Origin of the sequence: Azohydromonas australica DSM 1124 (assembly GCF_000430725.1) — a bacterium.
GTDB lineage: Bacteria > Pseudomonadota > Gammaproteobacteria > Burkholderiales > Burkholderiaceae_C > Azohydromonas > Azohydromonas australica.
This window is the reverse complement of sequence record NZ_KE387221.1, coordinates 32301-56652: the sequence shown is the minus strand read 5'-3', so window position 1 is coordinate 56652 and position 24352 is coordinate 32301. Positions and strand designations below refer to the sequence as shown.

Below are 24352 nucleotides of genomic sequence, written 5' to 3'. Positions count from 1 at the left end.
GTCTCGGAAGGCGCGGTCCGCCGTGCCCGCTGCCGGCCACGGCGCGAGGGCGTGCCCGTGAGCGCCGGCGACGCCAGCGGCAAGGCCTTCAGCGATGCCTGGCACCGCGTGGCGACGGTGCGCGTGGCGCTGCGCACCAGCGTGCGCGCGCACCGGCAGGTGTTCCGGGACCGCGCGTGGTTCATGCTGCGCGACACGCTGTCGAGCGACTGGTTCCGCGTCTCGGCCGACGCCTGGGCCTTCCTGGGCCGGCTGTCGCTGGAACACACCGTGGACGAAGCCTGGCAGCAGGCGCTGCAGGACGACCCCGAGCACGCGCTGACGCAGGAGGAGGTGGTGCAGCTGCTGGGCCAGCTCAACCTCTCGAACCTGCTTGTGTTCGACCAGCACAGCACCGAGGGAACGCTTTTCGAGCGCTACCGCAAGCGCCGCCGGGGCGAGCTCAAGGCGCTGCTGATGGGCTTCATGTCCATCCGCATCCCGCTGCTGGACCCTGACCGGCTGCTGCAGCGGGCGCTGCCGCTGATCCGGCTGCTCTTCAGCGCCCCGGTGGCGGTGGCCTACGTGCTGCTGCTGGCGCTGGGCGGCAAGACGCTGCTGGACCATGCCGACGAGCTGGCCGGGCAGGGCGCCGACCTGCTGGCGCCGGGCAACGTGGGGCTGCTCTACATCGGCGTGCTGCTGTCCAAGGTGATCCACGAGTTCGGCCACGCCGCCGCCTGCAAGCGCTTCGGCGGCGAGGTGCACAAGATGGGCGTGATGCTGCTGCTGGGCGCGCCGCTGCCCTACGTGGACGCCAGCGCGAGCTGGGGTTTCAGGCGCCGGCGCGAGCGCATGCTGGTGGGCGCCGCCGGGGTAGTGGCGGAGCTGGCGGTGGCGGCCGTGGCGGCGCTGGTGTGGGCGCACACCGCGCCGGGCACGCTCAACGCGCTGGCCTTCGACGTGATCTTCGTCGCCAGCGTCTCGACGCTGGTGTTCAACCTCAACCCGCTGCTGCGCTTCGACGGCTACCACATCCTGACCGACCTGATCGGGATGCCGAACCTGTTCCAGCGCTCGCGCGAGCAGCTGCGGCACCTGGCCGAGCGCTGGCTGCTGCGCCTGCCCTCGACCCAGCCCGTGGCCGACAGCCGTGCCGAGGGCGCGCTGCTGGCGTTCTACGGCGTGGCGAGCATCGGCTACTGGCTGGTGCTGATGGCCACGATGATCTTCTTCGTCGCCGACCAGTACCTGGACCTGGGCATCGCGCTGGCCTGGCTGCTGGGCTTCACGGTGCTCGTGGTGCCGCTCTACAAGCTCGCGCGCTACCTGGCCGTCAATCCGCGCCTGAACCACGTGCGCGGCCGCACGCTGGGCATCGCCGCGGCGCTGGTGGCCGGGGCCGTGGTGCTGCTGGGCCTGGTGCCGCTGCCGGACCGGGTGCGGACCACCGGCGTGCTGGAGGCGCGCAACTTCCGCAAGCTCCACAGCGAGGCCGGCGGCTTCGTGGCCGAGATGCGGGCCACGCCGGGCACGCAGGTGCAGGCCGGGCAGGTGCTGATGCGGCTGGACAACCCCGAACTGCGGGCCGCCCTGCGCGGCGCGCAGGAGCAGCGCGAGCAGCTCGTGGCGCAGCAGGTGCGGGCCGTTGCGCTGGCAACGGCGGACCTGGCGGCGCTGGAGCGCCAGATCCAGGCCGCCGACGAGGAGGTCGCCGAGCTGGAGCGCCAGTGCGAGGCGCTGGAGGTGGTGGCGCCCATCGCGGGGCTGTGGAGCGCGCCCGAGCTTGAAACCGGCAGCGGGCGCTGGGTGGCGCGCGGCGCCGCGCTGGGCACGGTCGTGGGCGGCGGCGGCTGGCGCGTGGTGGCGGTGCTGCCCCAGGTGTCCACGCACCTGTTCGACGACCAGGTGCGCGAGCTCGAAATCCGGCTCACCGGCCAGGAGGAGATCAACCTGGTGGCGCAGTCGGTGGAGGTGCTGCCCTTCGACCAGGGCCAGCTGCCGTCGGCGGCGCTGGGCTTTGCCGGCGGCGGCGACATCGCCGTGTCCCCCAGCGATCCGCATGGCCTGACCACGGCGGAGCCGATCTTCCGCATCCACGCCACGCTGCCCGATGCGCTGGCCGAGCGCCCGGCGCTGCTGCACGGCCGCCTGGGCCAGGTGCGCATCACCATGCGCGCGCGTCCGCTGGCGCAGCAGTGGGAGCGCAGCGTGCGCCAGTTCCTGCAGAGGCGCTACCGCGTATGAGTGCGCTCGCTGCCGCGTCGCTGCTGCCCCCGCCCGTACCGCTGCCGTCGGCGGCGCGCCTGCCCGAGGGCGCCGATGCCTGGGCGCATGCGCTGGCGGGCTGGCTGCGCCGCCGTCCCGGCCACGCGCGCCGCCTGCGGCGCGAGGCCGAGGCCTGTGCGCAGGCCTGTGCGGCGCTGGCAGGCTGCGACGACGCGGCGCTGCAGCAGCGGCTGGCCGGTGCGCGCGAACAGCTGCGCCGCGACCCGGTGCACGCCCGCGGCGGCCTGGGCGAGGCCCTGGCCGCGGTGGGCGAGACCGCCTACCGCGTGCTGGGCAAGCGGCCGTATTCCGTGCAGTTCATGGGGGCCCTGGCCATCCACCACGGCTGGCTGGCCGAGATGGCCACGGGCGAGGGCAAGACGCTGACCGCCGCGCTGGCCGGGGTGCTGGCCGGCTGGAGCGGACGGCCCTGCCACCTCGTGACCGCCAACGACTACCTCGCCGCGCGCGACGCCGAGGAGATGGCGCCGCTGTACCGGGCCTGCGGCCTGGAGGTGGCGTCCGTGGTGGCCGCCAGCACGCCCGGGGAGCGGGCGGTGCGCTACGCCGCCGACGTGGTGTACGTGACCGCCAAGGAGCTTCTGGCCGACCACCTGCGCGACCAGCTCGCCGCGCGCACCGGGCGCGATCCCGAGCGCCTGGAGCTTCGGCGCTGGCTCGGCGTCGCGCCCGCAACGGACGCCGCCGCGCCGGGGCCGGAGCTGCTGCTGGTGCGCGGCCTGCATACCGCGCTCGTGGACGAGGCGGACAACGTGCTGATCGACGAGGCCGTGACGCCGCTGATCCTGTCGGCCCCGCGTCCCGCGCCCGGGCTGCACGCGGCCGTGCGCGAGATGGCCGCGCTGGCCGCCACGCTGCAGGAGGGGCTGGACTATGTGCTGCTGCAGCGCCAGCGCAGCGTGCGGCTGCACGAGGGCGCGCAGCAGGCGCTGGAGGCGCTGGCCGGGCGGCTGGAGCCGCTGTGGCGTCCCGCCCCGCGGCGCGAGGAGCTGCTGCGCCAGGCGCTGACGGTGCGCCACTTCATCCGGCGCGAGCACCACTACGTGGTCCAGGACGGCGAGGTGGTGCTGCTGGACGAGGCCACCGGCCGCCTGACGCCCGGGCGCACCCTCACCGCCGGGCTGCACCAGGCGGTGCAGACCCACGAGGGGCTGGAGGTCACGGACCCGAACGAGTCGCTGGAGCAGATGAGCTTCCAGTCCTTCTTCCGGCGCTTTCGCCGCCTGGCCGGCCTCACCGGCACCGGCAAGGAGGCGGCGGCCGAGTTCTGGCGCATCTACCGCCTGGGCGTGCTGCCGGTGCCCACGCACCGGCCGCGCCAGACGCGCACCGCGCCGGCGCGGGTGCTGGCCACCGAGGAGGCGAAGTGGCAGGCGGTCGTGGCCGAGGTGCAGCGCGTGCACGCCGTGGGCCGTCCGGTGCTGGTGGGCGTGCGCAGCGTGGAGGCCAGCACGCGGCTGGCGGCGCGGCTGCAGGCGCAGGGCCTGGCCTTCGAGCTGCTCAACGCGGTGCGCCATGCCGAGGAAGCGCGCATCGTCGAGCACGCGGGCCAGCCCGGGCGCATCACCATCGCCACCAACATGGCCGGGCGCGGCACCGACATCCGGCTCGATGCGCACGTGAAGTCCCTGGGGGGCCTGCACGTCGTGGTGGCCGAGGGCAACGAGTCGCCGCGCACCGACCGCCAGCTCGCCGGCCGCTGCGGCCGCCAGGGCGACCCGGGCAGCGTCGCGGTGTTCCTGAGCCTGGAGGACCGGCTGGCGCTGCGCTTCCTGGGCGCCGGGACGCGGCGCGCCCTGGCCCGGCCCCTGTGCGCGGACGCGCCGGGCGCGCAGGCGCTGGCGGCCGGGCTGCTGCGCCAGGCCCAGCGCCGGGCCGAGGCCGACGCCTTCGAGCGCCGCTGCGGGGTGCTCAAGGCCGACGACTGGCTCGACAGCGCGCTGCCCTTCGAGCGCCGCGGCACGGCCTGACCCCGGAGAGACGACCGACATGTTCCGCCAGCCTTGCGCCCTCAACGCCCAACGCCACGCCCGGCTGCGCCTGCGCGCGGGCAGCGGCTTCGCACATGCCGCCGGGCTGCACATGGCGGCGCTGATGCAGCCGGAGCTCGTGCGCGCCGGCGCGATCTACCCCATCGTCTTCGTCGAGGATCGCGACAACGACACCTTCCGCCCCATGGCGCTGTTGGGCCTGCAGCCGGGGGAGAACGTGTTCGTGGACGCGGCGGGGCGCTGGTGCGCCTCGTACATCCCGGCGGTGGTGCGGGCCTACCCCTTCGCGCTGGCGCGCGCGCACCGGCCGGACCGCTTCACCGTCTGCATCGACGCCGGCAGCGAGCTGTTCTCCGATACCGAGGGCACGCCGCTGTTCGACGCCGCCGAGCTGCCGACGGCGGCGCTGGAGGCGGCCCAGGCCCACCTGGGCGAGCTGTGGCGCCTGCAGCGGCAGACCGACGCCTTCGTGCGCGCGCTGGCCGAGCGCAACCTGTTCACGCCGCTGACGGTGCGGGTGCTGCGCGGCGGCCAGGCGCTGGAGGTGGCCGGGGCCTACGTGGTCAACGAGCAGCGCCTGGACGGGCTGTCGGACGAACGGCTGTTCGCGCTGCGCCGGCAGGGCTGGCTGGGGTCGATCTACGCCCACCTGGGCTCGCTGCTGCAGATGGAGCGCCTCGAAGCCGCGCCGGAAAGGGCCCATGGCGGGCGCTGACCTGCGCCGCCGCGGCGCCGACCTGCCGCCCTGGCCCTGGCCGCCCGGCTTGGCGCCGGGCTGGCATGCGCTGTGGGCGCTCTTCGCCGAGGCGGCGCAGGGCCACGAGCCCACGGGTTTCGAGATGTCGTGCCGCCTCGCGCCCGCGGGCGCCGAGTCCGCCCGGCTGCTGCGGGGCCTGGCGCCCACCGGGCCGCGCGCGGCGCTGGCGGCGCTGCCCTCGCGCCTGGGGCTGCCCGAGGCGGCGGCGCAGGCCTTCACGGCCGGCCTGGCGGATGGCCACCAGGTGTTCCTGTCCGTGGAGCAGGGCCGTGCCGGGCTGGTGGCCAAGCTGTACCTGGAATGGCCGGTCCCGGTGGCGGTGGCCGGCCCCGGTGCCGAGGCCCGGGCGCGCCCGGCGCTGCAGATGCGCGGCTGGAAGTGGCCGCTGGACCCGCACACCGCGCGGCCGGTCCCCGGCGCCGAGGGCGCGGCGCGGCTGCGCACCACCGACTACTGGCGCTGGCCGCTGGCACGCCCCGAGGCGGCCGTGGCCCTGCTGCACGGGGTCCGCGGCGGCGCGGACGATGTACGCGCCACCCTGGCCTGCGCCGCCGCCGCGCTGGAGCGCGCGCTCGCCCGCGCGCGCCCCGGCTTCGACACCGCCTTGCTGCTGGCGCACGAGGAGGGCTCGCCCCGCGCCTCCTGTGCCGTCCGCCTTCACGACAGTGGCCTGCGTGCCGATGACCTCCGGCACGAGCTGGCCTTGCTGGCCGGACGCTGGGGGCTGGACCGCGGCCTTCTGGACAAGCTGCTGGCCGGCATCGGCCCGCGCGAGCTGGGCTGGCTCGCCGCGGGCGCCGGCCCCGACGGACAGGGCTTCCTGACCCTGTACGCCGACGCCCGCCCCCAAGACTTCCCGCTGGCGCCTTGCTCCGTGCAAGCCGCGCCGGCCGCCCCATACCAATAAACGCGCACCATGAAAAAGACCGTCCAACACCGACTCCGCGCCCTTCAAGCCCGCCACGGCCTGCACCGGGTCCCGCGCGCCCGCGTGGAACGGCTGGAAGACCGGGTGCTGATGTCGGCCGATCCGGTGGTGCGGGAGACGCGCGACGCCGAGGGCGGCCTGCCGCTGGCGGCGGAGCAGATCGTGCTGGAGGCCGGCGCCCAGCGGGCGCTGCCCCGGGCCCTGGCGGACAGCCTGGCCGGGGCCACGGTGATCGACCTCAGCCGCGGCGCGGAGCAGAACACGGCGCTGCTGACGGCGGCCGACAGCGACCTGCTGAGCCTGAACCAGCAGGTGGCCAGCCTGGTGCTGGACCTGGGCAGCGGTGACGACCTGGTGCGCATCACCACCGAGGCCGACGGCCGCATGCGCGTCTCCGGCGACGGACTGCACGACCTGGTCTTCGCCAAGCCCTTCTTCCAGCTCGGCCTGCGCGGCGGTGGCGGCAGCGACCGGATGGTGTTCGAGGACGCCGACCTTGGCACCGCGAGCCTGACGGTGGAGGCCGAGCGCATCGAGGTGATGCAGGACAAGACCCTGCGCGCCGACGGCGACGTGCTGCTGTCCGCGCAGGCGCGCATCAGCGAGCGGCCCGAAGGCTCGGCCCAGGCCGCGGCCGAGACCGGCATCGAGGTGCTGGGCACGCTGGTCACCAAGGGCCAGGCGACGCTGGCAGCGCGCACGATGGTCGAGCTGCAGAGCGTGGGGCGCGGGGCGCAGGTGGACCAGGCGCTGGTGGCCGACGCGCACGCGCGCGCGGTGGTGGGCAGTACGGGCGCGGTCCAGGCCGCCAGCCTGGTGCTGACCGCCGACACCGACGTGCGGCTGGTGGCGGAGGTCTCCGGCGCCGAGCAGGGCACGCTGCGCCTGGAGGCGCTGCAGCGCAGCGAGGCGGCGCTGCTGGGCAACGCGCAGGTGCTGGTCACGGCACAGGCCGGCGTGGCGGCGGTGCCGCAGGTGCTGGTGGAGGCCACCGGCACCACGCAGCTGCGCGGCATCGTCGCGCTGGGCGCGGAGACCGCCGGCAGCGACCCGTCGAGCGTGCGCGTGCTCATCGAGCTGGACCGCGCGGCCCTGGCGCAGGTGGGCGACGGCAGCGGCCTGGCCACGGTGCGCAGCAACGCGGGCAGCGCCGCGCCCGCCCTGCAGGTCAGCGCCTACCTCGGCGACCGGGCCAGCGGCGGCGTGGCTGGCGACGTGGCCGGGGCCTTCACGGGCGAGCAGCGCAACCAGGTGGCTGACCGGGTCGCCGCCGCGGCCGATGGCGCGTTCCTGGACGTGGCGAGCCTGGACGTGCTGGCGCTGGCGCGTTCCAGCGTGGACGGCACCGGCCGCTTGGCGCTCAACAGCGGCAGCACCGCCGTTTCGGCGCTGCTGCGCGACACCACCGTGCACGCGGGCGGCGTGGTGTCGGTGCTGGCGCAGGACGCTTCCCGCTACACCGCCACCGGCGGCGGCTACGCGGCGACGCTGGAGAGCGCCGCCGCCATCGGCCCCGCTTGGGCCGGCAACGAGATCGAGTCCACGGTGTCGGTGAGCCTGGACGGCGTGCAGGCCGATGCCGCACGGCTGCGCGCCTTCGCCAAGGCGGACCAGGTGCTGAGCACCCGCGTCGTGGCGGCGGACCTGGGTCCGGTCGTGGGCGGCGTGCTGGCCCAGGACGTGGGCATCGGCGCCCAGCGCGCCTGGAACCAGCTCAACGGCGGCGTCACGCTGGAGATCGCCGACTCGACGCTGGCGCTGTCGGGCCCGCTGGCCGCGGGTGCCCGGGCCGCCAGCCGCCTCACCGCCACCGTACCCGGCGGCGCGGCGCTGTCGGACGCGGCGCAGGGCGAGTCCCTGGCCCGCAACGTGGTGGGCTGGCGCGAAGGCGGCGGCGCCGCACTGGCGCTGTCGAACCTGGGCGGCGGCGAGCCCGAGGACCCAGGCTCGGCCTTCCAGGTGCTGGCGACGCTGCGCGACGCCACGGTCGGCGCGGCCTCGGTGGCGCTGGACGCCCAGACGGCGCTGGCGCTGCAGGCCCGCACCGGCGCCAGCAGCACGCCGGCCGGCAATCCCCAGGCGGCGCAACTGCTGAGCGTGGGGGCCGCGGCCCTGGTGGCCGGCAACCGCGTGCGCACCGAGACGCGCGCCCGCATCGACGACAGCCGCCGCACCACCCGCGTGCAGGCCGACGGCAGCGTGGCGGTTACGGCCGGGGACGGCTCGGCCATCGAGGCCAGCGTTGGCACGCTGGACTTCCACGACGCCCGCAGCGGCGGCGTGCTCGTGCTCAACGACCTCTCGCGCACGCTGCTGGCACGGGTGGGCCCGCAGGCCGGCGGCTCGCTCGCGGTCGAGGCCGGCGCGCTGCAGGTGCAGGCGCTGGACACGGCGTCGGCCGAGGCCACGGCCCGCGGGGACTTCGAGCGCGAGAAGAGCGGCGCCTTCGCCGGCTGGAGCGCGCTGGCCGACGGCGGCGCGGTGGCCACGAACTGGCTCAACGGGGCGGTCCAGGCACAGCTGGACGGCGCGGCGCTGGCCATCGACGGCGACGTCGCTCTCAAGGCCGCGGAGAAGGCCACGCTCAAGGCCGACAACGCCATGACGGTGTCGGGCGGCTTCTGGAGCGGCAACACGCCCACGTCGCTGGCCTACAACCGCATCGGCCACGCCGCAGGCGGCGTGCTCCAGGGCAGCATCGACACGCTGCTGGCGCCGACCGCCGACGCCGCCGACGCTTTCAAGGTGCAGGCCCTGCTGCGCGACGGCCAGGTGGCCGTGGGCGGCGGCCTGGCCGTGGAGGCCGAGCTGGCGCTGCTGGGTGACGCCCGGCTGAGCCTGGGTGCGCCCAGCCGCAGCGCCAGTGTGGCGTCGGCCCTGGTGCAGAACGCCAGCCAGGTGCAGATCGAGGCCGGCGCAGAGCGCTCGGCCGACGGCGGCGACGCCGCCTACGTGGGCGGCGCGCTGCAGGTCCGGGCCCGCGACGGCTCGGTGCTCAAGGCAGACGGCACGCTCGACAGCTCGGGCAAGCTCGCGGCCACGGGCCTGCTGGCGGCACGCAACGACGCGCGCCACCAGGTCGAGGCCGGTCTCGACCGCTTCACGCTCACCAGCGGCGCCGGCGTGGCCGTGAGCGCCGACGAGGCCCTCACGCTCCAGGCCACGCTCGACGGACAGCTCAGCAGCGTCAGCGCCCTGAAGTCCAGCCTCGTGGCGCAGGGCGCCATCCTGGCAAGCAACAGCGTGCTGGGCGGTGCCTCGGCGCTGGTGCAGGGCGGGCGCATCGACAGCGCCGGCGACCTGGCGGTCAGCGCGAGCAACCGCAGCAGCATCAGCGCCGACAACCGCGCCTCGGCCAAGGGGGGCGCGGCCGTGAGCAAGGTGCTCGCCTTCAACGGCCTGGGCTGGGACGGGCTGTCGCTGGACGGCACCACGCTGGACCAGCTCATGGGGCCGGACTTCGGCACCGAGCAGCCCGTGGCCACGCTGGCCGCGGTCGTCGGCACGCCGCTGGACGTGGCCGGCGACGTCACGGTGCAGGCCACCATGGCCGCCACCGAGACGGCCCGCATCGCGGCCGACAACGACGCCGGCTTCTTCGGCGGCGCCGGCTTCGTGGCCGCCACCCACCGTGCCAGCAGCCGCACCGAGGCCTGGATCGGCAACGCCGCGCAGGCCACGCCGGCCGCGTCCGGCCGCGCCAGCGCGCTGGCGCTGCGCGTGGGCGGCGCCCTGGCGGTGAAGGCCGAGGACGAGGCCGAGATCGACGCCACCGTGAGCCTGGCCAGCAGCGGCGGCCTGGCCGCCATCGGCGGCACGGCGGTGCGCAACCAGGTGGCGCAGGCCGTCAATGCGACGCTGGACGACGTGGTGCTGACGGGCGGCGGCGACGTGAGCGTGGCGGCGGGCAACGACGCCGCCATCCGCTCCGTGCTCACCGGCGCCGTCTCCACGGTCAACGACACGCTGCCCATGACGGGCGGCCTGGCCGTCAACGGCCTGATCGCCACCAACGCGGTGCTGGCGCAGACCGGCGCCACCATCACCGACAGCGACCTCGCCGCCCAGGGCGACCTGGCGCTGCGCGCGGACAACCGCGCCGCCATCGAGGCCGTCAACACCGCCTCGGCCCACGGCAACATGCTCGCCGCCGGCGTGGTGCTGGCCTACAACAGCCTGGGCTGGAAGACGCCGGGGCTGGGCCAGCAGACGCTGGACACGCTGGTGGGCAACACCGGCACCCAGGACACCGCGGCCGCGCGCGCGCGCATCGCCACCAGCACGCTGGACATCGCCGGCAATGCCGACCTCGCCGCCGCCATGGCGGCGGACCTGCAGTCGCGCGTGGACAACTCCGCCTCGGCCCACGCCGGCACCGCTGCGGCGGGCCTGGTGATGGCTTCCAACCTGGTGGCCAGCGCGGCGCAGGCCGAGCTGGTGGACGCCGGGCTCGCGGCCGGCGTGAAGGGCAGCGCCCGCGTGGGCGGCGCGCTGCGCATCGACGCGCGCAACGCGCCCAACGTGCAGGCCGACGACGTGCTCACGATGAGCACCGGCAACCGCAACACCCAGGCCAGCGACGCCCTGGAGCGGGACGCCGACTACACCACGGCCGACGGCACGCAGACGGTCCGCTTCGGCGACCGCGTGCGCCTGGCGGACAACTACCGCCGCGGCGGCAGCGCCGGCAAGGTCTACCGCTACATGGGCGGCACGGCCACGCCCCTCGACCTGGGCGAGGAGGACTACGGCAACGAGGGCTTCTGGCAGGAGGTCGAGGCCTCGTCCTTCACCGAGGGCGTGCTCGGCTCGATGCTGGACATGGTGATGGACACCGCGCCGCTGGTCCTGCTGCCGGCGCGCATCGGCGAGGCGGACGCCTGGGTGTCGCTGGGCGCCGCCTCCGAGGGGCCCACGGGCACCACCGAGCGGCAGGCGCTGACCTTGGCGCCGCCCGCCGGCGGCGGCACCTTCCGCCTGGCGGCCGGCGACGTGCAGACCGCGGACATCGAGGCGCTGGACATCGGCCATGCCCAGGCCGAGCAGCAGCGGCTGACGGTGATCAATGCCGAGGCGGCCACCGGTGCCGCCTTCAGGCTGTCGCTGGACGGCCATGCCGACCTGACGCTGACGCTGGCCGACGAGGCCGGCGCCCAGGCCACCGAGCTACAGTCGGCGCTGGAGGGCTGGTTCGGCGCCGGCAACGTCAGGGTCTCGGCCCAGGCCGGCCGCGCCAGCGGCTGGGGCTTCGACATCACGCTCGACGGCGCGATGAAGGGCCGGGACATCGGCCAGATCCGCGCCGCGGCGCTGGCGCCGGCCGGCGCGCAGCCGCTGGCGATGCAGGTGTCCACGGTGCACCAGGGCCGTGCCGCGCCCACGCGCGCGGACCAGGCGGCGCTGATCCAGGCCGCGCTGCGCAGCGCCCTGGCCGAGCCGGGGCTGACGGTCAGCGCCGGCGACGGCGCGGCGGCCGCCTACACGGTGCAGTACGCCCGCGAGGGCGACCGGGCGCAGTTGCGCGTTCTCGACGCCAGCGCCGGGCTGCAGGCCGCGGTGGGCACCGCGCGCACCGGTGTCGCCGCCTCGGGCAGCGTGTACCAGCTCGGCTTCGCGGAGCTGCCGGCCAGCGAGTCCTTCGACCTGCGCTTCGACTACGGCGGCGAGACCTTCACCGCCCGGAACATCAGCGCGGCCAGCACCGCCGACCAACTGCGCGACGCCGTCCTGGACGCCAGGTCCGCGGACAGCCGCAGCCTGCGCGCGCTCGGCCTGGACGTGACGGTGCAGCGCGTGCCGGCCAAGGACGGCGGCGTGGCCTGGAAGCTGGGCTTCGGCCGCGACGCGGCCGACCGCACCGCGGGCAACCTGCAGCTGCGCCGCGGCCTGCCGACGCTGGACGGCACGCTGCAGGTCGTCACCAGCACCTCGGGCGTGGGCGGCGTGTCCTTCGGCGGGCTGCTGTCGCGCAACGTGGTCAGCGGCCAGGCCCAGGCGCTGGTGCGCAACGTGGACCTGCGCAGCGGCTCGCTGGCCATGGCGGCCGCCGACGAGGCCACCATCGACGCCTTCATCGACAGCACCGCCACCGCCACCGGCAGCCTGCAGGGCGGCGGCTTGGCGGCCAACGCCGTGATCGCGACCAACAGCGTGCTGTCGCAGGCCACCGCCGACATCCAGGACAGCAGCGTCGTCACGCTGCAGGGCGACGCGCAGGTGCGCGCACGCGAGAACGCCACCATCAGCGCCGTCAACAACAGCCTGACGATGTCCGAGGGCACGTCCATCGGGCTGACGCTGGCCTTCAACACCGTGGGCTGGCAGCTGGAGAGCCTGGCGACCCTGGGCAAGGAGGCGCTGGTGGGCAGCCAGGTGGGCACCGAGCAGCCCGCGCTGTCGCGCGCCGCGGTCACCGGCTCCACGCTCAGGGCCGCCGGCGGCATCGTCATCGACGCGGCCACCGAGTCCGCGATCACGTCCCGGCTCAGCAACCAGACCGCCTCGGCCGACGGCATGCTGCAGAGCTTCACCAGCGGCGGCAGCTTCAAGGCGGCGCTGGGCTTCGTGCTCAGCAGCAACCTCGTCAGCAGCGCCTCGCGCGCCTACGCCGAGGGCAGCGGCACGCAACTGCAGGCGCAGGGCGGCGCCCTGGACGTGGCGTCGCGCGACGCCGCCGCGATCGAGGCCGAGACCGCGATCGAGCCCGAGTCCACCGCCACGCTGGGTTCGAGCCTGGTGGATTCGGCCACGCAGCAGATCGCGGCCTTCGGCGTCACGTACACCGACCGCTCGGGCCTGCAGGAGGTCCAGTTCAACCACGTGGTGCAGGTCAGCGCGGCCGACTACCGCTCCAACGAACGGCCCGAGACCGTGAAGGCGGGCCAGCGCGTGGAGCTGCTGCGCAGCGTCGGCGGCGGCACGGCCGGCGTGACCTACGAGTACGTAGGCCCGGCCCCGCTGCATGACGTGGACCTGGAAGCGCAGGACTACGGCGACGCCACGCTGTGGCGCCGCACCTGGGGCCAGGCGGGCCAGAAATACCTGCGCACCGCGGCCGCGACCCAGGTGCTGGACCTGGGCGCCGAGAACTACGAGGGCGCCGGCTGGCTGGCCTGGAACGCGGAGGAGCTGGCCAAGGCCGGCTTCGAGGTGATGGGCGAGCTGGTGGACGCCGCGGCCAGCAAGCTGGGCGCGGGCGGGCAGGGCACGGCCCTGGGCTTCGGCGGCCTGGTGGTGCGCAACGACGTGCGCGGCGTCGTGGACGCCCACCTCGACGGCGTACAGGCCAGCGCGGCCGGCGACCTGGTGCTGCGCGCGGTCGAGGCCGCGACGCTGGAGGCCACGGCCGAAAGCAGCGTCGCGGCCGGCGACGTGGGCCTCAACGCGGTGGTGGCGACCAACAACGTGCTGGGCGGCGCCCAGGCCTGGGCGCGCGGCGGCAGCCTCGCCACCAGCGCCGGCGGCAGCGTGCGGCTGCTGGCCACCAACGACGCGCTCGTGGATGCGGCGGTGGACAGCGAAGTCTCGGCCACCACCTCGGTGGGCGTGACGCTGGCCTTCAACACCATCGGCTACCGCCCCGACAACTTCTGGAACTTCCTCGCCGACACCTTCACCGGCGACGCCCGGGCCACCGAGCAGACGCTGCGGACCGAGGCCTGGGCCGACGGCACGCGCATCGACGCCGCCGGCGACGTGCAGGCGCGCGCCGACTCCACCGGCCATGTCCGCGCCGAGATCGAGAACTCGGCCCTGGCGATGAACGTCGAGTTCGGCGACGACAAGGCCAACAGCATCACGGTGGCGCCGGTGGTGGCGCTGAACAAGGTCAGCGCCGACACGCGGGCCTACATCGCCAACGCGGCCAGCGTGCAGGCCGGCGGCGACCTGGACCTCGGCGCCGCCAGCGCCACGGACATCCGCTCCAAGGTCGCGGCCAGCGCCATCTCGGTGGCGGCGTCGCTCAAGGGCGGCTCCAAGGCCATCGCGGTGGGCTTCTCGATGTCGCGCAACGAGGTGGACAACGACGTTGCCGCCTTCCTCGGCGGCACGGCCGACGGCCAGGGCCAGGCCCTCGTCGGCGGCGACGTGCACATCAGCGCCGAGCGCAGCGCCCGCATCGTCAGCGAAGGCAGGGCCACCGCCGTCGCCGTGTCGGCCAGCCCCAAGGACAGCGCCCTGGCCGTGTCCGGCGGCGGCACCGTGTCCTTCAACCTCGTCAACGGCCAGGCCGACGCCTACGCCAGCCGGATCGACCTGCGCACGCTGGGCAGTGCCGGCCAGCAGGGCGACGTGAGCGTCACCGTCGCGGACAGCGGCGCCATCGACGCCCTCGTGCGCACCGTGGCCGCGTCCGTGTCCCTGTCGGGCGCCAAGAGCGCGCCCGCGGTGGCGCTGGGCGTGTCGGTGGCCAAGAACGTCATCGGCGCCGAGGCGGCCCCCGCGTCCTACGACTACAAGGCCTCGCAGTTCGACAAGGTCAACAAGCTCACCGAGCTGGCCCGCGGCCAGCGCGTGCTCAAGGACACCGGCGTGCTGACCACGGAGGTCTACGAGTACATCGGCGAGACGCTGCGCAGCCAGGACGGTATCGACCTCGCGAACCAGAGCTACGGCGACGCCAGCCAGTGGCGGCTGCTGAGCTACACGCCGCGCACCTCGGCCTCGCGCGCCCGGCTCGACGGCGTGTCGCTGGACGCGGCCGGCGACCTGCTGGTCGATGCCCAGGGCAGCGCCGCCATCAGCGCCGAGGTCTGGACCGGCGCCGCCGCGGTGGCCGCCAGCGGCAAGAACGCGATTTCCGTCAGCGCCGCGGGCGTGTATGCCGAGAACCGCATCCATGCCAGCCTGGCCGCCGAGGTCGGCGGCAGCGGCGCGGCGCGCCCGGTGCTGGCGGACCGCATCAGCGTGCAGGCCCGCAACCAGGGCTCCATCGACGCCCTGGCCGGCGCCGCCTCGCTCGCGGCCTCGCTGGCCGGCCAGAGCGCGGTGTCGGTCTCGGTCGGCCTGTCGCTGGCCTTCAACAGCATCGACGGCGACGTGCTCGCCACGGTGGGCAACGCCGAGCTGACGGCGCGCCAGGGCGACGTGGCGGTCAACGCCCGCTCGGGCGGCCAGGCGCTGCTGGACTTCGACTGGTCGCAGCTCCAGTCCCGCGGCATCACGGCCGCGATGCTCGACGCCGCCGCCAATGCCGGGGCCCAGACCAGCTACACCAGCGCCCAGGGCCAGTCCTGGGACTACCTCAGCACGGACGGCCTGACCCGCCTCGTGCGCGGCGACCAGGTGCGCGCCGCCGACGGCCGCATCTACAGGTACGCCGGCACCGACGGCCAGACGCGCGACCTGGGCAGCCAGGACTACCGCAGCGACGGCGCCTGGAGCGAGGTCGCGACCGCGGCGCAGACGCTGCGCACGGGCTACACCGTGCGCGTGGACGCGCTGCACGGCTACGGCGGCGAGGCCGGCAAGGTCTACCGCTTCGTCGGCACGACGGTGGACCTGGGCACCATCGACGGGGTGCAGCGCGTCGAGCAGGGCCGCACCGTGCGCGTGGACAGCAACTACCAGGACAGCAGCCTGGTGGGCAAGGTCTACAGGTACAAGGGTGCGGGCGCCACCATCGACCTGCGCGACGCCGACTTCGCCGACGACAGCGTCTGGGAAGCGGTCTCCGCCGAGCAGGACATCGAGCTGTGGAAGGAGAACTTCGCCAACACGGCGCGCTGGCAGCTGGCCACCGACTACAGCGACGCGGCCAGCCAGAAGAAGATCGACGCCGCGCTGCGGGCGCTGGGCGTGCCGCTGGCTGATGCGGACACGCTGCGCGCGACGGCCAAGTACCAGAGCACGGACGGCCTGCACTGGGACCACCTCAGCAGCGAGACCGAGGCGGCCAAGGTCGAGAAGGGCACCCTGGTGGGCGTGGCCGGCGGCACGCTGGCCGGCAACGTCTACCGCTACATCGACGGCACCGGCCGCACGCTGGACCTGGGCCGCGAGGACTACACCAACACGGCGCGCTGGCAGCAGGTCTCGGCCGAGACGCAGCGCATGGAGAAGGGCGACACCGTGCGCGTGGCCGACGGCCACACCGCCGGCGGCGAAGCCGGCGCGGTGTACCGCTACATCGGCAAGAACCACCAGGAGATCGACCTCGGCCGGGCCGACTACACGCAGGCCGCGCTGTGGGAGCGCGTGACGCCGGTGCTGGACATCTCGGTGGTGGAGGCCGGGCAGCGCTGGACGGTGCACGACGGCAGCGGCCGAGCCTTCACGCTCGTGCTGGGCGGCGACGGCCGGGCCGCCATCGAGCGCACGAGCATCAACGCCACCGCGGTGGCCGCCTCGATGGCCCTGGGCCTGGGCGGCCAGAACGGCATCGCGGTCTCCGGCGCCGGGGCCGTGGCGCTCAATTCGGTCATGGGCTCCACCGACGCCCTGGTGCGCGGCGCCACGCTGCACGGCGCGGGCGACGTGGTGGTCGAGGCGCGCAACAGCGCGGCCATCGCCAGCCGCATCGCCGCGCTGTCGGCCGCCATCGCCGCCGGCGGCAACAACGGCGTGGGCGCGTCGCTGGGCGTGTCCGTGGCGCGCAACCTCATCGGCCAGGAAGGCTTCGGCGCGGTGGGCGAGGACGCCATCGCCACCACGCGGGCCCTGGTGATCGACAGCGACGTGCAGGCCCAGGGCGACCTGGACCTGCGCGCCACCAGCCAGCAGACCATCCAGGCGCTGGTGGTGGCCGGCTCGGCCGCGCTGGCCGGCGGCGGCAATGCCGGCGTGGCCCTCAGCGGCGCCGGCGTGTGGGCGCAGAACCAGATCGGCATGCGCGTGCATGCCGGCGTGGACACCGAGGCCGCGCCGGGCGCGCGGCCCAGCCGCATCGTCGTGGATGACGTGCGCGTGGCCGCAAGCGACGACTCGCTCATCGACGCCCATGCCGGCGCGGCCTCCATCGCCGCCTCCTTCGGCGGCACGGCCGGCGTGTCGGTGTCGGTGGGCGTCTCGCTGGCGCGCAACGTCATCGACACCGTGGTGCTGGCCGGACTGCACGGCACGGCGCTGGATGCGCGCGGCACCGTGGACGTGGAGGCGGCCTCCGACGCCGCCATCACCGTGAAGGCCTGGGCCGCCTCGGTGGCGGCGGGCTTCGCCGGCACGGCCGGCGTGGGCGTGAGCGGCGCCGGCGCCTCGGCCCTGAACGTGATCCTGGGCGACGTGCTCGCGCAGGTGGACGACAGCGCGCTGCGCGCGGCGGGCGACGTGCACGTCGATGCGCAGGCCACCAACCGGATCGACGCGCTGATCGTCTCCGCCGCGCTGGGGGTGGGCGTGGGCGGCACCGCCGGCGTGGGCGCCTCCATCGGCGTGGCGCTGGCGCGCAACTACATCGGCTACGACCCCACGGCCTGGGACGGCGCCGTCACCTACACCTCCGGCGACCGCCCGGCGCGCATCGCCAAGGGCGACCTGGTGCGCCTGGGCCCGACGTCGGGCGCGCGCGCCGGCGAGGTCTACGAGTACATCGGCGACGACCCGCTGGTGGCCGGCGACGCCGACCACGACGGCCGGCTCGACGAGCTGATCCTGACGCAGGACTACGCCGACGCCAGGAAGTGGCAGCAGCGGGTGCAGGCGGCGGCCAACCGCATCGTGGCTTCGGTGGAGCGCTCCTCCATCACCGCGCTGCCCGGCAGCGCCGCGACGCTGGACCTGAGCGTGACGGCCGACACGGCGCAGAACATCCGCGCCCTGGTGGTCTCGGGCTCGGTGGCCATCGCCGGCGGCACGGTGGGCGTGGCGCTGGGAGGCGCCGGGGCCAGCACCGTCAACCGCGTGGGCTCGCAGACCCAAGCCTTCATCGCCGGCACCACCGGTGCCGGCGTGGACGTGGACGGCGGCATCACCGTGAGCGCCCGCGACCGCTCGGACATCGACTCCAGCGTGCTCGCGGTGTCGGTGGCCGCCTCCTTCGGCCTGGCCGGCGGCTCGCTGGCGCTGGGCGTCTCGCTGGCCGAGAACACGGTGGCCAGCACCACCAGCGCCTACATCGACCGCGCCCTGGTGGCCGCCGACGGCGACATCACGCTCGACGCGCTCGACCAGGCGCACATCGATTCCTCCTCCTATGCCGTGGCGGTGGCGCTGAGCGTGAGCATCGGCGGCAGCCTGGCCGGCGGCGGCGCGAACTCGTACAACACCATCGCGACCTCCACCCAGGCCTTCATCGACCGCAGTGGCAGCGCGCCGGTGGCCGGCAGCGAGGCCGGCAAGACCGAGATCCGCGTCGGGGGCAGTCTCCGCGTGCATGCCGAAGGCCAGTCCACGGCCAACGCCGAAGTGCTGGCGGCGGCTGCCAGCTTCGGCCTCGTCGCCGCCGCGGCCGCCGGTACCGACGCCGTCAACCTGCTCACGCCCTCGGTGCGCGCGGCGGTGAGCACCACCGAGATCCTGGCCGACCCGCTCACGGGCACGGTCGAGGTCGTCGCGGTGGCCCGGCAGCAGGCCTATGCGCGCAGCGATGCGCTGAGCGTGAGCTCGGGCGCGTCGATGGGCATGTCCTCGGTCCGCAGCACCGACACCGGCAGCGTCGTCGCCGAGCTTGGCGACGACGTGCGCGTGGTCGCCTCCGTGCTGCGCCTGCGCGCCAGCGCCGAGGACGAGATCTTCCAGCGCTCCACCGCCTCCAGCGGCGGCCTGTTCGCCGGGCTGGCCGGCGCGTATTCCGAGCTCTCGATCGAGGGCACCACGCGCGCGGGCATCGGCGACCGCGCCGAGATCGCGGTCGGGCTGCTGGACCTGTGGGCCACGCGCACGCAGGAATTCGACGCCACCGCCAGCAACCTGGCCGTGGGCGCGCTCGCGGGCAGCGGCGCGGCCATGGTGACCACGCTGACGGGCACCGCCGACGTCGTGATCGGCCGCCAGAACCAGATCGTGGCCGGCGCCATCACCATCCGCGCCGACAACCAGGCCGACAAGAACCGCTACTCCGCCACCGAGGAGTCGCTGCGCTCGGGCTCGGCCGGCCTGGCCAGCCTGACCGCGCTGGGCACCGTCACCGACATCGGCTACGACGACCGGCGCTTCGGCTCGCGGGTCCGCATCGGCGACGGCACCGAGATGACGGTGGCCGCGGCCGCCGGCAAGACCGGCACTTTCACCATCCAGACCTACGCCCAGGCCGACGTCACCGACAAGGTGCGCATCGACGCGGTGGGCGGCCTGGCGCTGTCGCTGGCGATGGCCGACCAGAGCGCGTGGATGGTCTCGGGCATCGACGTGGGCGCGGCCAGGCTGCGCAACCTCAGCGGCGACCTGGTGCTGGCCACGCGCAGCGACGCGGACCTGACCGCCGGCGCCAACGTGCTGTCGGTGTCCTTCGTCGGCGGCGCGGGCGCCAAGGCCGACGCCATCCTGCACGCGGACAACACGATCCGCCTCGACGGCGCGGAACTGCTGGGCAACGACGTCAAGCTCCACGCCGGCCAGGACAGCGCGCGCACGCCCAACGTGCTGATGTCCACCGCGCAGGCGGACCTGACGCTGATCGCGCTGGGCCTGGGCCTGCCGGTGGCGACCGCCGAGGTGCACGAGAACAACCGCATCGAGATCGCGGGCACGTCGCGCGTGCGCGCGGTGGGCAGCATCGCGCTGCTGGCCGAGCCGGGCATCGGCGGCGCCGAGCGCGCCGACGCCGCGGGCCAGGCGCTGATCACGCCGGTGATCGTGCCGCTGGACTCGATCCGGCACGAGAAGGTTGCCAGCAGCAACCAGGTGCTAGTCGGCGGCCAGGCGCAGGTCGAGGCCGGCATCAACTACAAGACCGTGGTGCAGCTGCTGCCCTACGAGGTCAACGGCGAGACCCGGCTCGACCCCAGCCGCGTCGGCACCGACCTCACGGCCGAGGAGAAGGCGGCGCTGGGCCTGGACGAGAGCCAGCAGTACCACTACGCCGCGCTGGACCTGGAGGACGTGGCGCTGGCGGTGGGCGCGGGCACCATCATCGAGCTGGTGCCCGGCGCCTACGCCCAGGGCGTGGCGCACCAGGCCTACCGCTTCGTGGGCGTCAGCGGCGACGGCGAGGAGAGCCTGGTCCTGGAGAAGGAGGACTACACCGACGCCAGCCGCTGGCAGGCGATCACGCCCACGCACGCGCTTGCCGGCGGCGAGACCTCACTGACGGTGGCCACCGGCGCGACCGTGCGCACCAGCGACGGCCGCTGGTACCAGCGCACGGGCGATGCGCTCACCTTCAACCCCGGCACCGCCACCTATGCCGAGTCGCAGGGCTGGCGCGAGCTGTCGGTGATGGCCAGCGACAAGGGGCTGGTGTTCGCCATGGCGCTGAGCGACGACTTCTACGTCGTCAAGCCCAAGGACCTGGCGCTGCCCACGCTGGTGTACGGCAACGTCGCCAACCAGCTGTTCGAGGACCGGGCCAAGGTCGTGGGCTGGATGGAAAGCCACGCCGGCAACACCGAGGCCATCGCGCGCTACCAGGCGCTGCTCAACAAGATCGACGATCAGCTGCAGAAGCTCGGCCTGGCCGACAGCGTCGCCGGCGGCAGCGGCGCCAGCGCCGTGTCGGCGCGCGCGAGCTTCGACGTGCTGACGCTGCGCCTGCCCTCGATCCTGGCTTCGCCCGGCCTCATCAACGTCAAGGCCGACGAGGGCTCGCGCGCGGGCGTGCAGGCCGCGGTGGCCCAGGGCCGCATGGTGGCCCATGGCTCGGCCGACATCAGCATCGTCAACAACACGCCCTTCGGCCTGGAGGTCAACGACCTGGGCATCGCCACGGCCGGCGGCACCGAGATGGCCGGCGGCAAGCGCGTGGTGCTGGCCGCCGGCGCGGCCTACTTCAACACCCAGGCGCTGAACGCGCCCGGCGCGGGCGGCGAGAGCGTCATCAGCATCCTGCAGGACGCCTACCCGGCGTCCTGGTACACCTCGCTGCAGGACATGAGCCTGCCGCAGTCGCCGCAGGACATCACCGTCCGCGGCCGCATCGTCAACGAGGACGGCAAGGTCAAGCTGACCAACCTGGACGGCAGCATCAACGTCACCGGCGAGCTGCGCGCGGGAACCATCGACCTCTCGGCCACGGGCGACTTCAACCTGTCCACCGAGGACTGGTTCCACACCGGCCGCGACCCGCGCCAGTACCTGAACTTCAACACCGTCTACGGGCAGCAGCTGTTCAACGACGCGGGCATCGCGCGCTCGCTGAGCCTGGCCGCCGGCGACGCGCGGCTGCAGGCGCTGCTGGCCGCCATCAACGACCCGGCCAAGTCCTCGACCATCTTCGCGATGGGCGCGATCGACATCAACGCCCGCTACCTCAACATCGACGGCCTGGTGCAGAGCGGCGTGGACAGCATCGAGCTGACCATCGACCAGCGCTTCAACCCGGACCAGTCGGTCAACTTCACCGACGAGAACGGCAACATCCGCACCGGCATCAGCTTCGGCGCGGGCGGGCTGGCGACGGTGACCGGCGCCTTCGACTACGCCGGCAAGAAGATCACGCTGGACCCGATCAAGCCCACGGGCGGCCGGATCAACCTCACCGGCACCATCCTGAGCACCGGCAACGGCCGGCTGCGCGTGGCCAGCGGCTACACCTCGGTCGTCATCGACAACCAGACCAGTTTCGCGCTGGAGCTCGGCGAGATCGACGTCTCCGAGAACCGCGTGGGCGTGATCACGATCACCGACAGCACCACGCTGCGCCAGGAGACCTTCACCTACAAGGACGGCCAGGTCACGCAGGTCGTGCGCCAGGGCGTGGCCACGCCCGCGGCCGACGGCAAGGTCACCTCCATCACCTACACGCAGGTGGACGCGCCCGTCGTGCGCGCGGCCGGCGAGCCGCTCTACTACCAGCCGGCGCAGGGGCGCTACTACGTCTGGACCGAGGGCCAGGCCAAGACCAGCACGCGGCTGGAGATCTACAAGCAGGAAAGCTTCAACCTGCTGGGCTTCGACTGGGACGCGCTCTCGCCCGACGAGGCGGCCGACTTCACCGATACCCGCTTCACCGACGGCACGCCGCTGCTGGAGTCCGAGCTGGCGCTGCAGCTCGCGCGCAGCGACGTCCTGTTCGTGCAGTACGAGCAGAAGCGCAACCTCGCGGTGGACCTGGTCAAGGACAAGTCGCAGGTGCGCGACGCGGCCACCAACCAGCTCTACCTGTGGGTCGGCGACAGCGGCCAGGTGGCGTTCCCGGTGACGGACTTCTCCGACGCCACGAAGTGGAAGTACCTGCAGACGCTGTCCGGCGGCGAGCGCCGCATCGACGCCCAGAGCCTGGCCGCCAACCCCTTCGATCCCTCGAAGTGGACCTACACCTGGGTCGCCACCGCCAGCAACCCGTGGAAGCAGGCCGACGGCTCGACCTGGCTGGCGAAGAAGGCGCTGGACCACTTCGACAGCACCTTCCAGAACGAGGAAATCATCATCGACGGCCCCACCACCACCGGTGGCGGCTGGATGCGCAAGAAGACCATCACCACCAAGAAGACCACGGTCACGGGCCTCAAGGACTTCTACACCTACACGCTCAAGGCGGACCTGCCGGTGTCCATCGAGACGGCGCAGGGCCCGTCCGATCCGCGCGTGAGCATCACGACGGTGGGCAAGCTGGTGCTGCGCGGCAGCGTCGCCTTCGGCGAGGCCACGCCGCTAGCGGAGGCCGCCGACGACCAGCCCGAGACCTTCAAGCCCATCGCGCTGTCGGCGGACGCGCTGGAAGTGGCGGGCAACGTCGAGTTCATCGGCGCGCTGCCCGACATCCGCGCCAACGGCGACGTCACGATCACGGTGAAGGACCCGCGCGGGCGCCTGAACGTGCAGGCCACCGGCAACGTCACGGTGCTGCAGTCCGAGGGCCGCACGCAGAACGTGCTCAAGCTCGGCCAGGTGGTGGCCGCCACCTTCGCCGAGGACGGCAGCGTGGTGAGCGCGGGCAACGTGTTCATCGACGCGCTCAACGGCATCCAGGGCATGGCCTACAGCTCGCGCGTCTTCGGCGCCGAGGTGCAGCTCGACGGCGGCGAGGGCTCGATCTTCGCCCGCGTGGACAGCGCGGTGCTGGGCGTGGGCGGCCTGGCCGCGCGCGCGGCCGGCACCATCGACCTGCAGGAGACGGCGGGCGACATGCGCCTGATCACGCCCGACGCGTGGCAGGACGACACGGTGTCGATCCACTCCACCGGCAATGGCGACGTGCGGCTGGAGGCGCGCTACGGCGTGATCCTGGACCACGCCCACGAGCGCGCCGTGGCCGACCCGGCCGCGGTGCTGGAGCAGCTGCGCCAGGCCGGCTTCACCGAGACCGAGCTGCGCAAGGCGGGCCTGCCCGACGCCGCAACGCTGCTGGCGCGTGCGCAGTACCCGATCGCGCCGGACGTGATGAAGGCCATCTTCCCGCACCTGGAGCTGCCCACGGGCACGGCCGCCGGCGGCGAGGAGCGGCTCAACGTGCAGGGCCGCAACATCACGCTGGTGTCGCAGTCCTCGGCCGGTGGCATCGGCCGCTCGACCGAGCGCACCACGATCATCGACCCGGCGCACCTGGACCAGCAGGGCGCCGACGTGCGCGCCGTGCTGTCCGCGGCCAGCCCGCGCGACATCCTGTCGGTGCAGTACCAGCGCTACCAGTGGGTGGGTGAGGACGCGACCTTCGACCTCGCCAGCGAAGGCAGCTACGCCGCCAGCGGCTGGCGCCTGGTGGACGCCACCGAGGCGCTGCCGGCGGACCTGCCGCTGCTGGCGTCGACCGACGGCGTGCAGATGGTGCGCAAGGGCCAGTGGGTGGAGGACCGCCACCAGGTGCTCAGCGTCACGCTGCAGGTCTGGGACGACCTCAACATCGACGCCAGCGGCGTGGTGGCGGTCAGCAGCTCCGGCGAGGTGGTGCTGCGCAGCGAGGGCGACCTGCGCGTGCGCGACCAGCAGGACCTGCTGCTCAGCGGCATCACCGCCGGCGGCCGCATGCGGCTGGAAAGCGGCGGCTCGATCCTGGCGCAGGGCAGCGGCCCGGCCGGGGTGGCGCTGCTGCGCAGCGACGGCGACATGGTGCTGGTGGCCGAGGGCACGCAGGGCAGCACCGGCGGCGTGGTGCGCAGCAACGCGGGCACGCTGCTGGTGGACCTGGGCGAGCACGGCCAGAAGCTGCCCGGCAACGACGGCTGGCGCGTGGCCACGCTGACGGTGCGCGCGGCCGGCGACATCGACCTGGCCGAGGCCAGCGGCAGCCTGGTGCTGTCGCAGGTGGCCTCGCTGCGCGGCGACGTCGCGCTGCGCGCGGACAGCGGCAGCGTGCTGGCCTCCGACCGCATCGAGGACCGCGGCGTGGTCCACGTCTCGGGCGCCCACGTGCGCCTGGTCGCGGGCGAGGCGGGC

At 74.2% G+C, this 24352-nt stretch carries 5 protein-coding genes (1 of these 5 running past the window's edge); all 5 read left to right on the top strand.

Annotation, left to right across the window (positions count from 1 at the left end; genetic code table 11):
* Window positions 1-57: 57 nt before the first annotated feature.
* Window positions 58-2226 carry a biotin/lipoyl-binding protein gene (locus H537_RS0139310; protein WP_043462282.1) on the top strand — a complete coding sequence of 723 codons (2169 nt, stop codon included), beginning with the start codon at window positions 58-60 and terminating at the stop codon, window positions 2224-2226.
* On the top strand, window positions 2223-4238 hold the full coding sequence (locus H537_RS0139305; protein ID WP_029002207.1) for a preprotein translocase subunit SecA: 2016 nt from the start codon (window positions 2223-2225) through the stop codon (window positions 4236-4238). The genes H537_RS0139310 and H537_RS0139305 overlap by 4 nt, the downstream gene beginning before the upstream one ends.
* A gap of 19 nt (window positions 4239-4257) precedes the next feature.
* Complete coding sequence (locus H537_RS48425) at window positions 4258-4974, top strand: SapC family protein (protein WP_051244697.1); 717 nt, start codon at window positions 4258-4260, stop codon at window positions 4972-4974.
* Window positions 4961-5923, top strand: coding sequence for a hypothetical protein (locus tag H537_RS0139295; RefSeq protein ID WP_029002206.1), 963 nt, complete (start codon window positions 4961-4963; stop codon window positions 5921-5923). Before H537_RS48425 ends, H537_RS0139295 begins: the two co-directional genes overlap by 14 nt.
* 9 nt (window positions 5924-5932) lie before the next feature.
* Window positions 5933-24352 carry part of the coding region annotated (locus tag H537_RS48420) for an LEPR-XLL domain-containing protein (RefSeq protein ID WP_156902264.1) on the top strand (this coding region is incomplete at its 3' end). The annotated region continues 21086 nt past the right edge of the window, so 18420 of the 39506 annotated nt are shown.

Excerpts from the sequence above, each read along its gene's own strand:
- H537_RS0139305 (WP_029002207.1), top strand. The coding sequence starts at position 2,223 with ATGAGTGCGCTCGCTGCCGCGTCGCTGCTGCCCCCGCCCGTACCGCTG.
- H537_RS0139295 (WP_029002206.1), top strand. The coding sequence starts at position 4,961 with ATGGCGGGCGCTGACCTGCGCCGCCGCGGCGCCGACCTGCCGCCCTGG.
- H537_RS48425 (WP_051244697.1), top strand. The coding sequence starts at position 4,258 with ATGTTCCGCCAGCCTTGCGCCCTCAACGCCCAACGCCACGCCCGGCTG.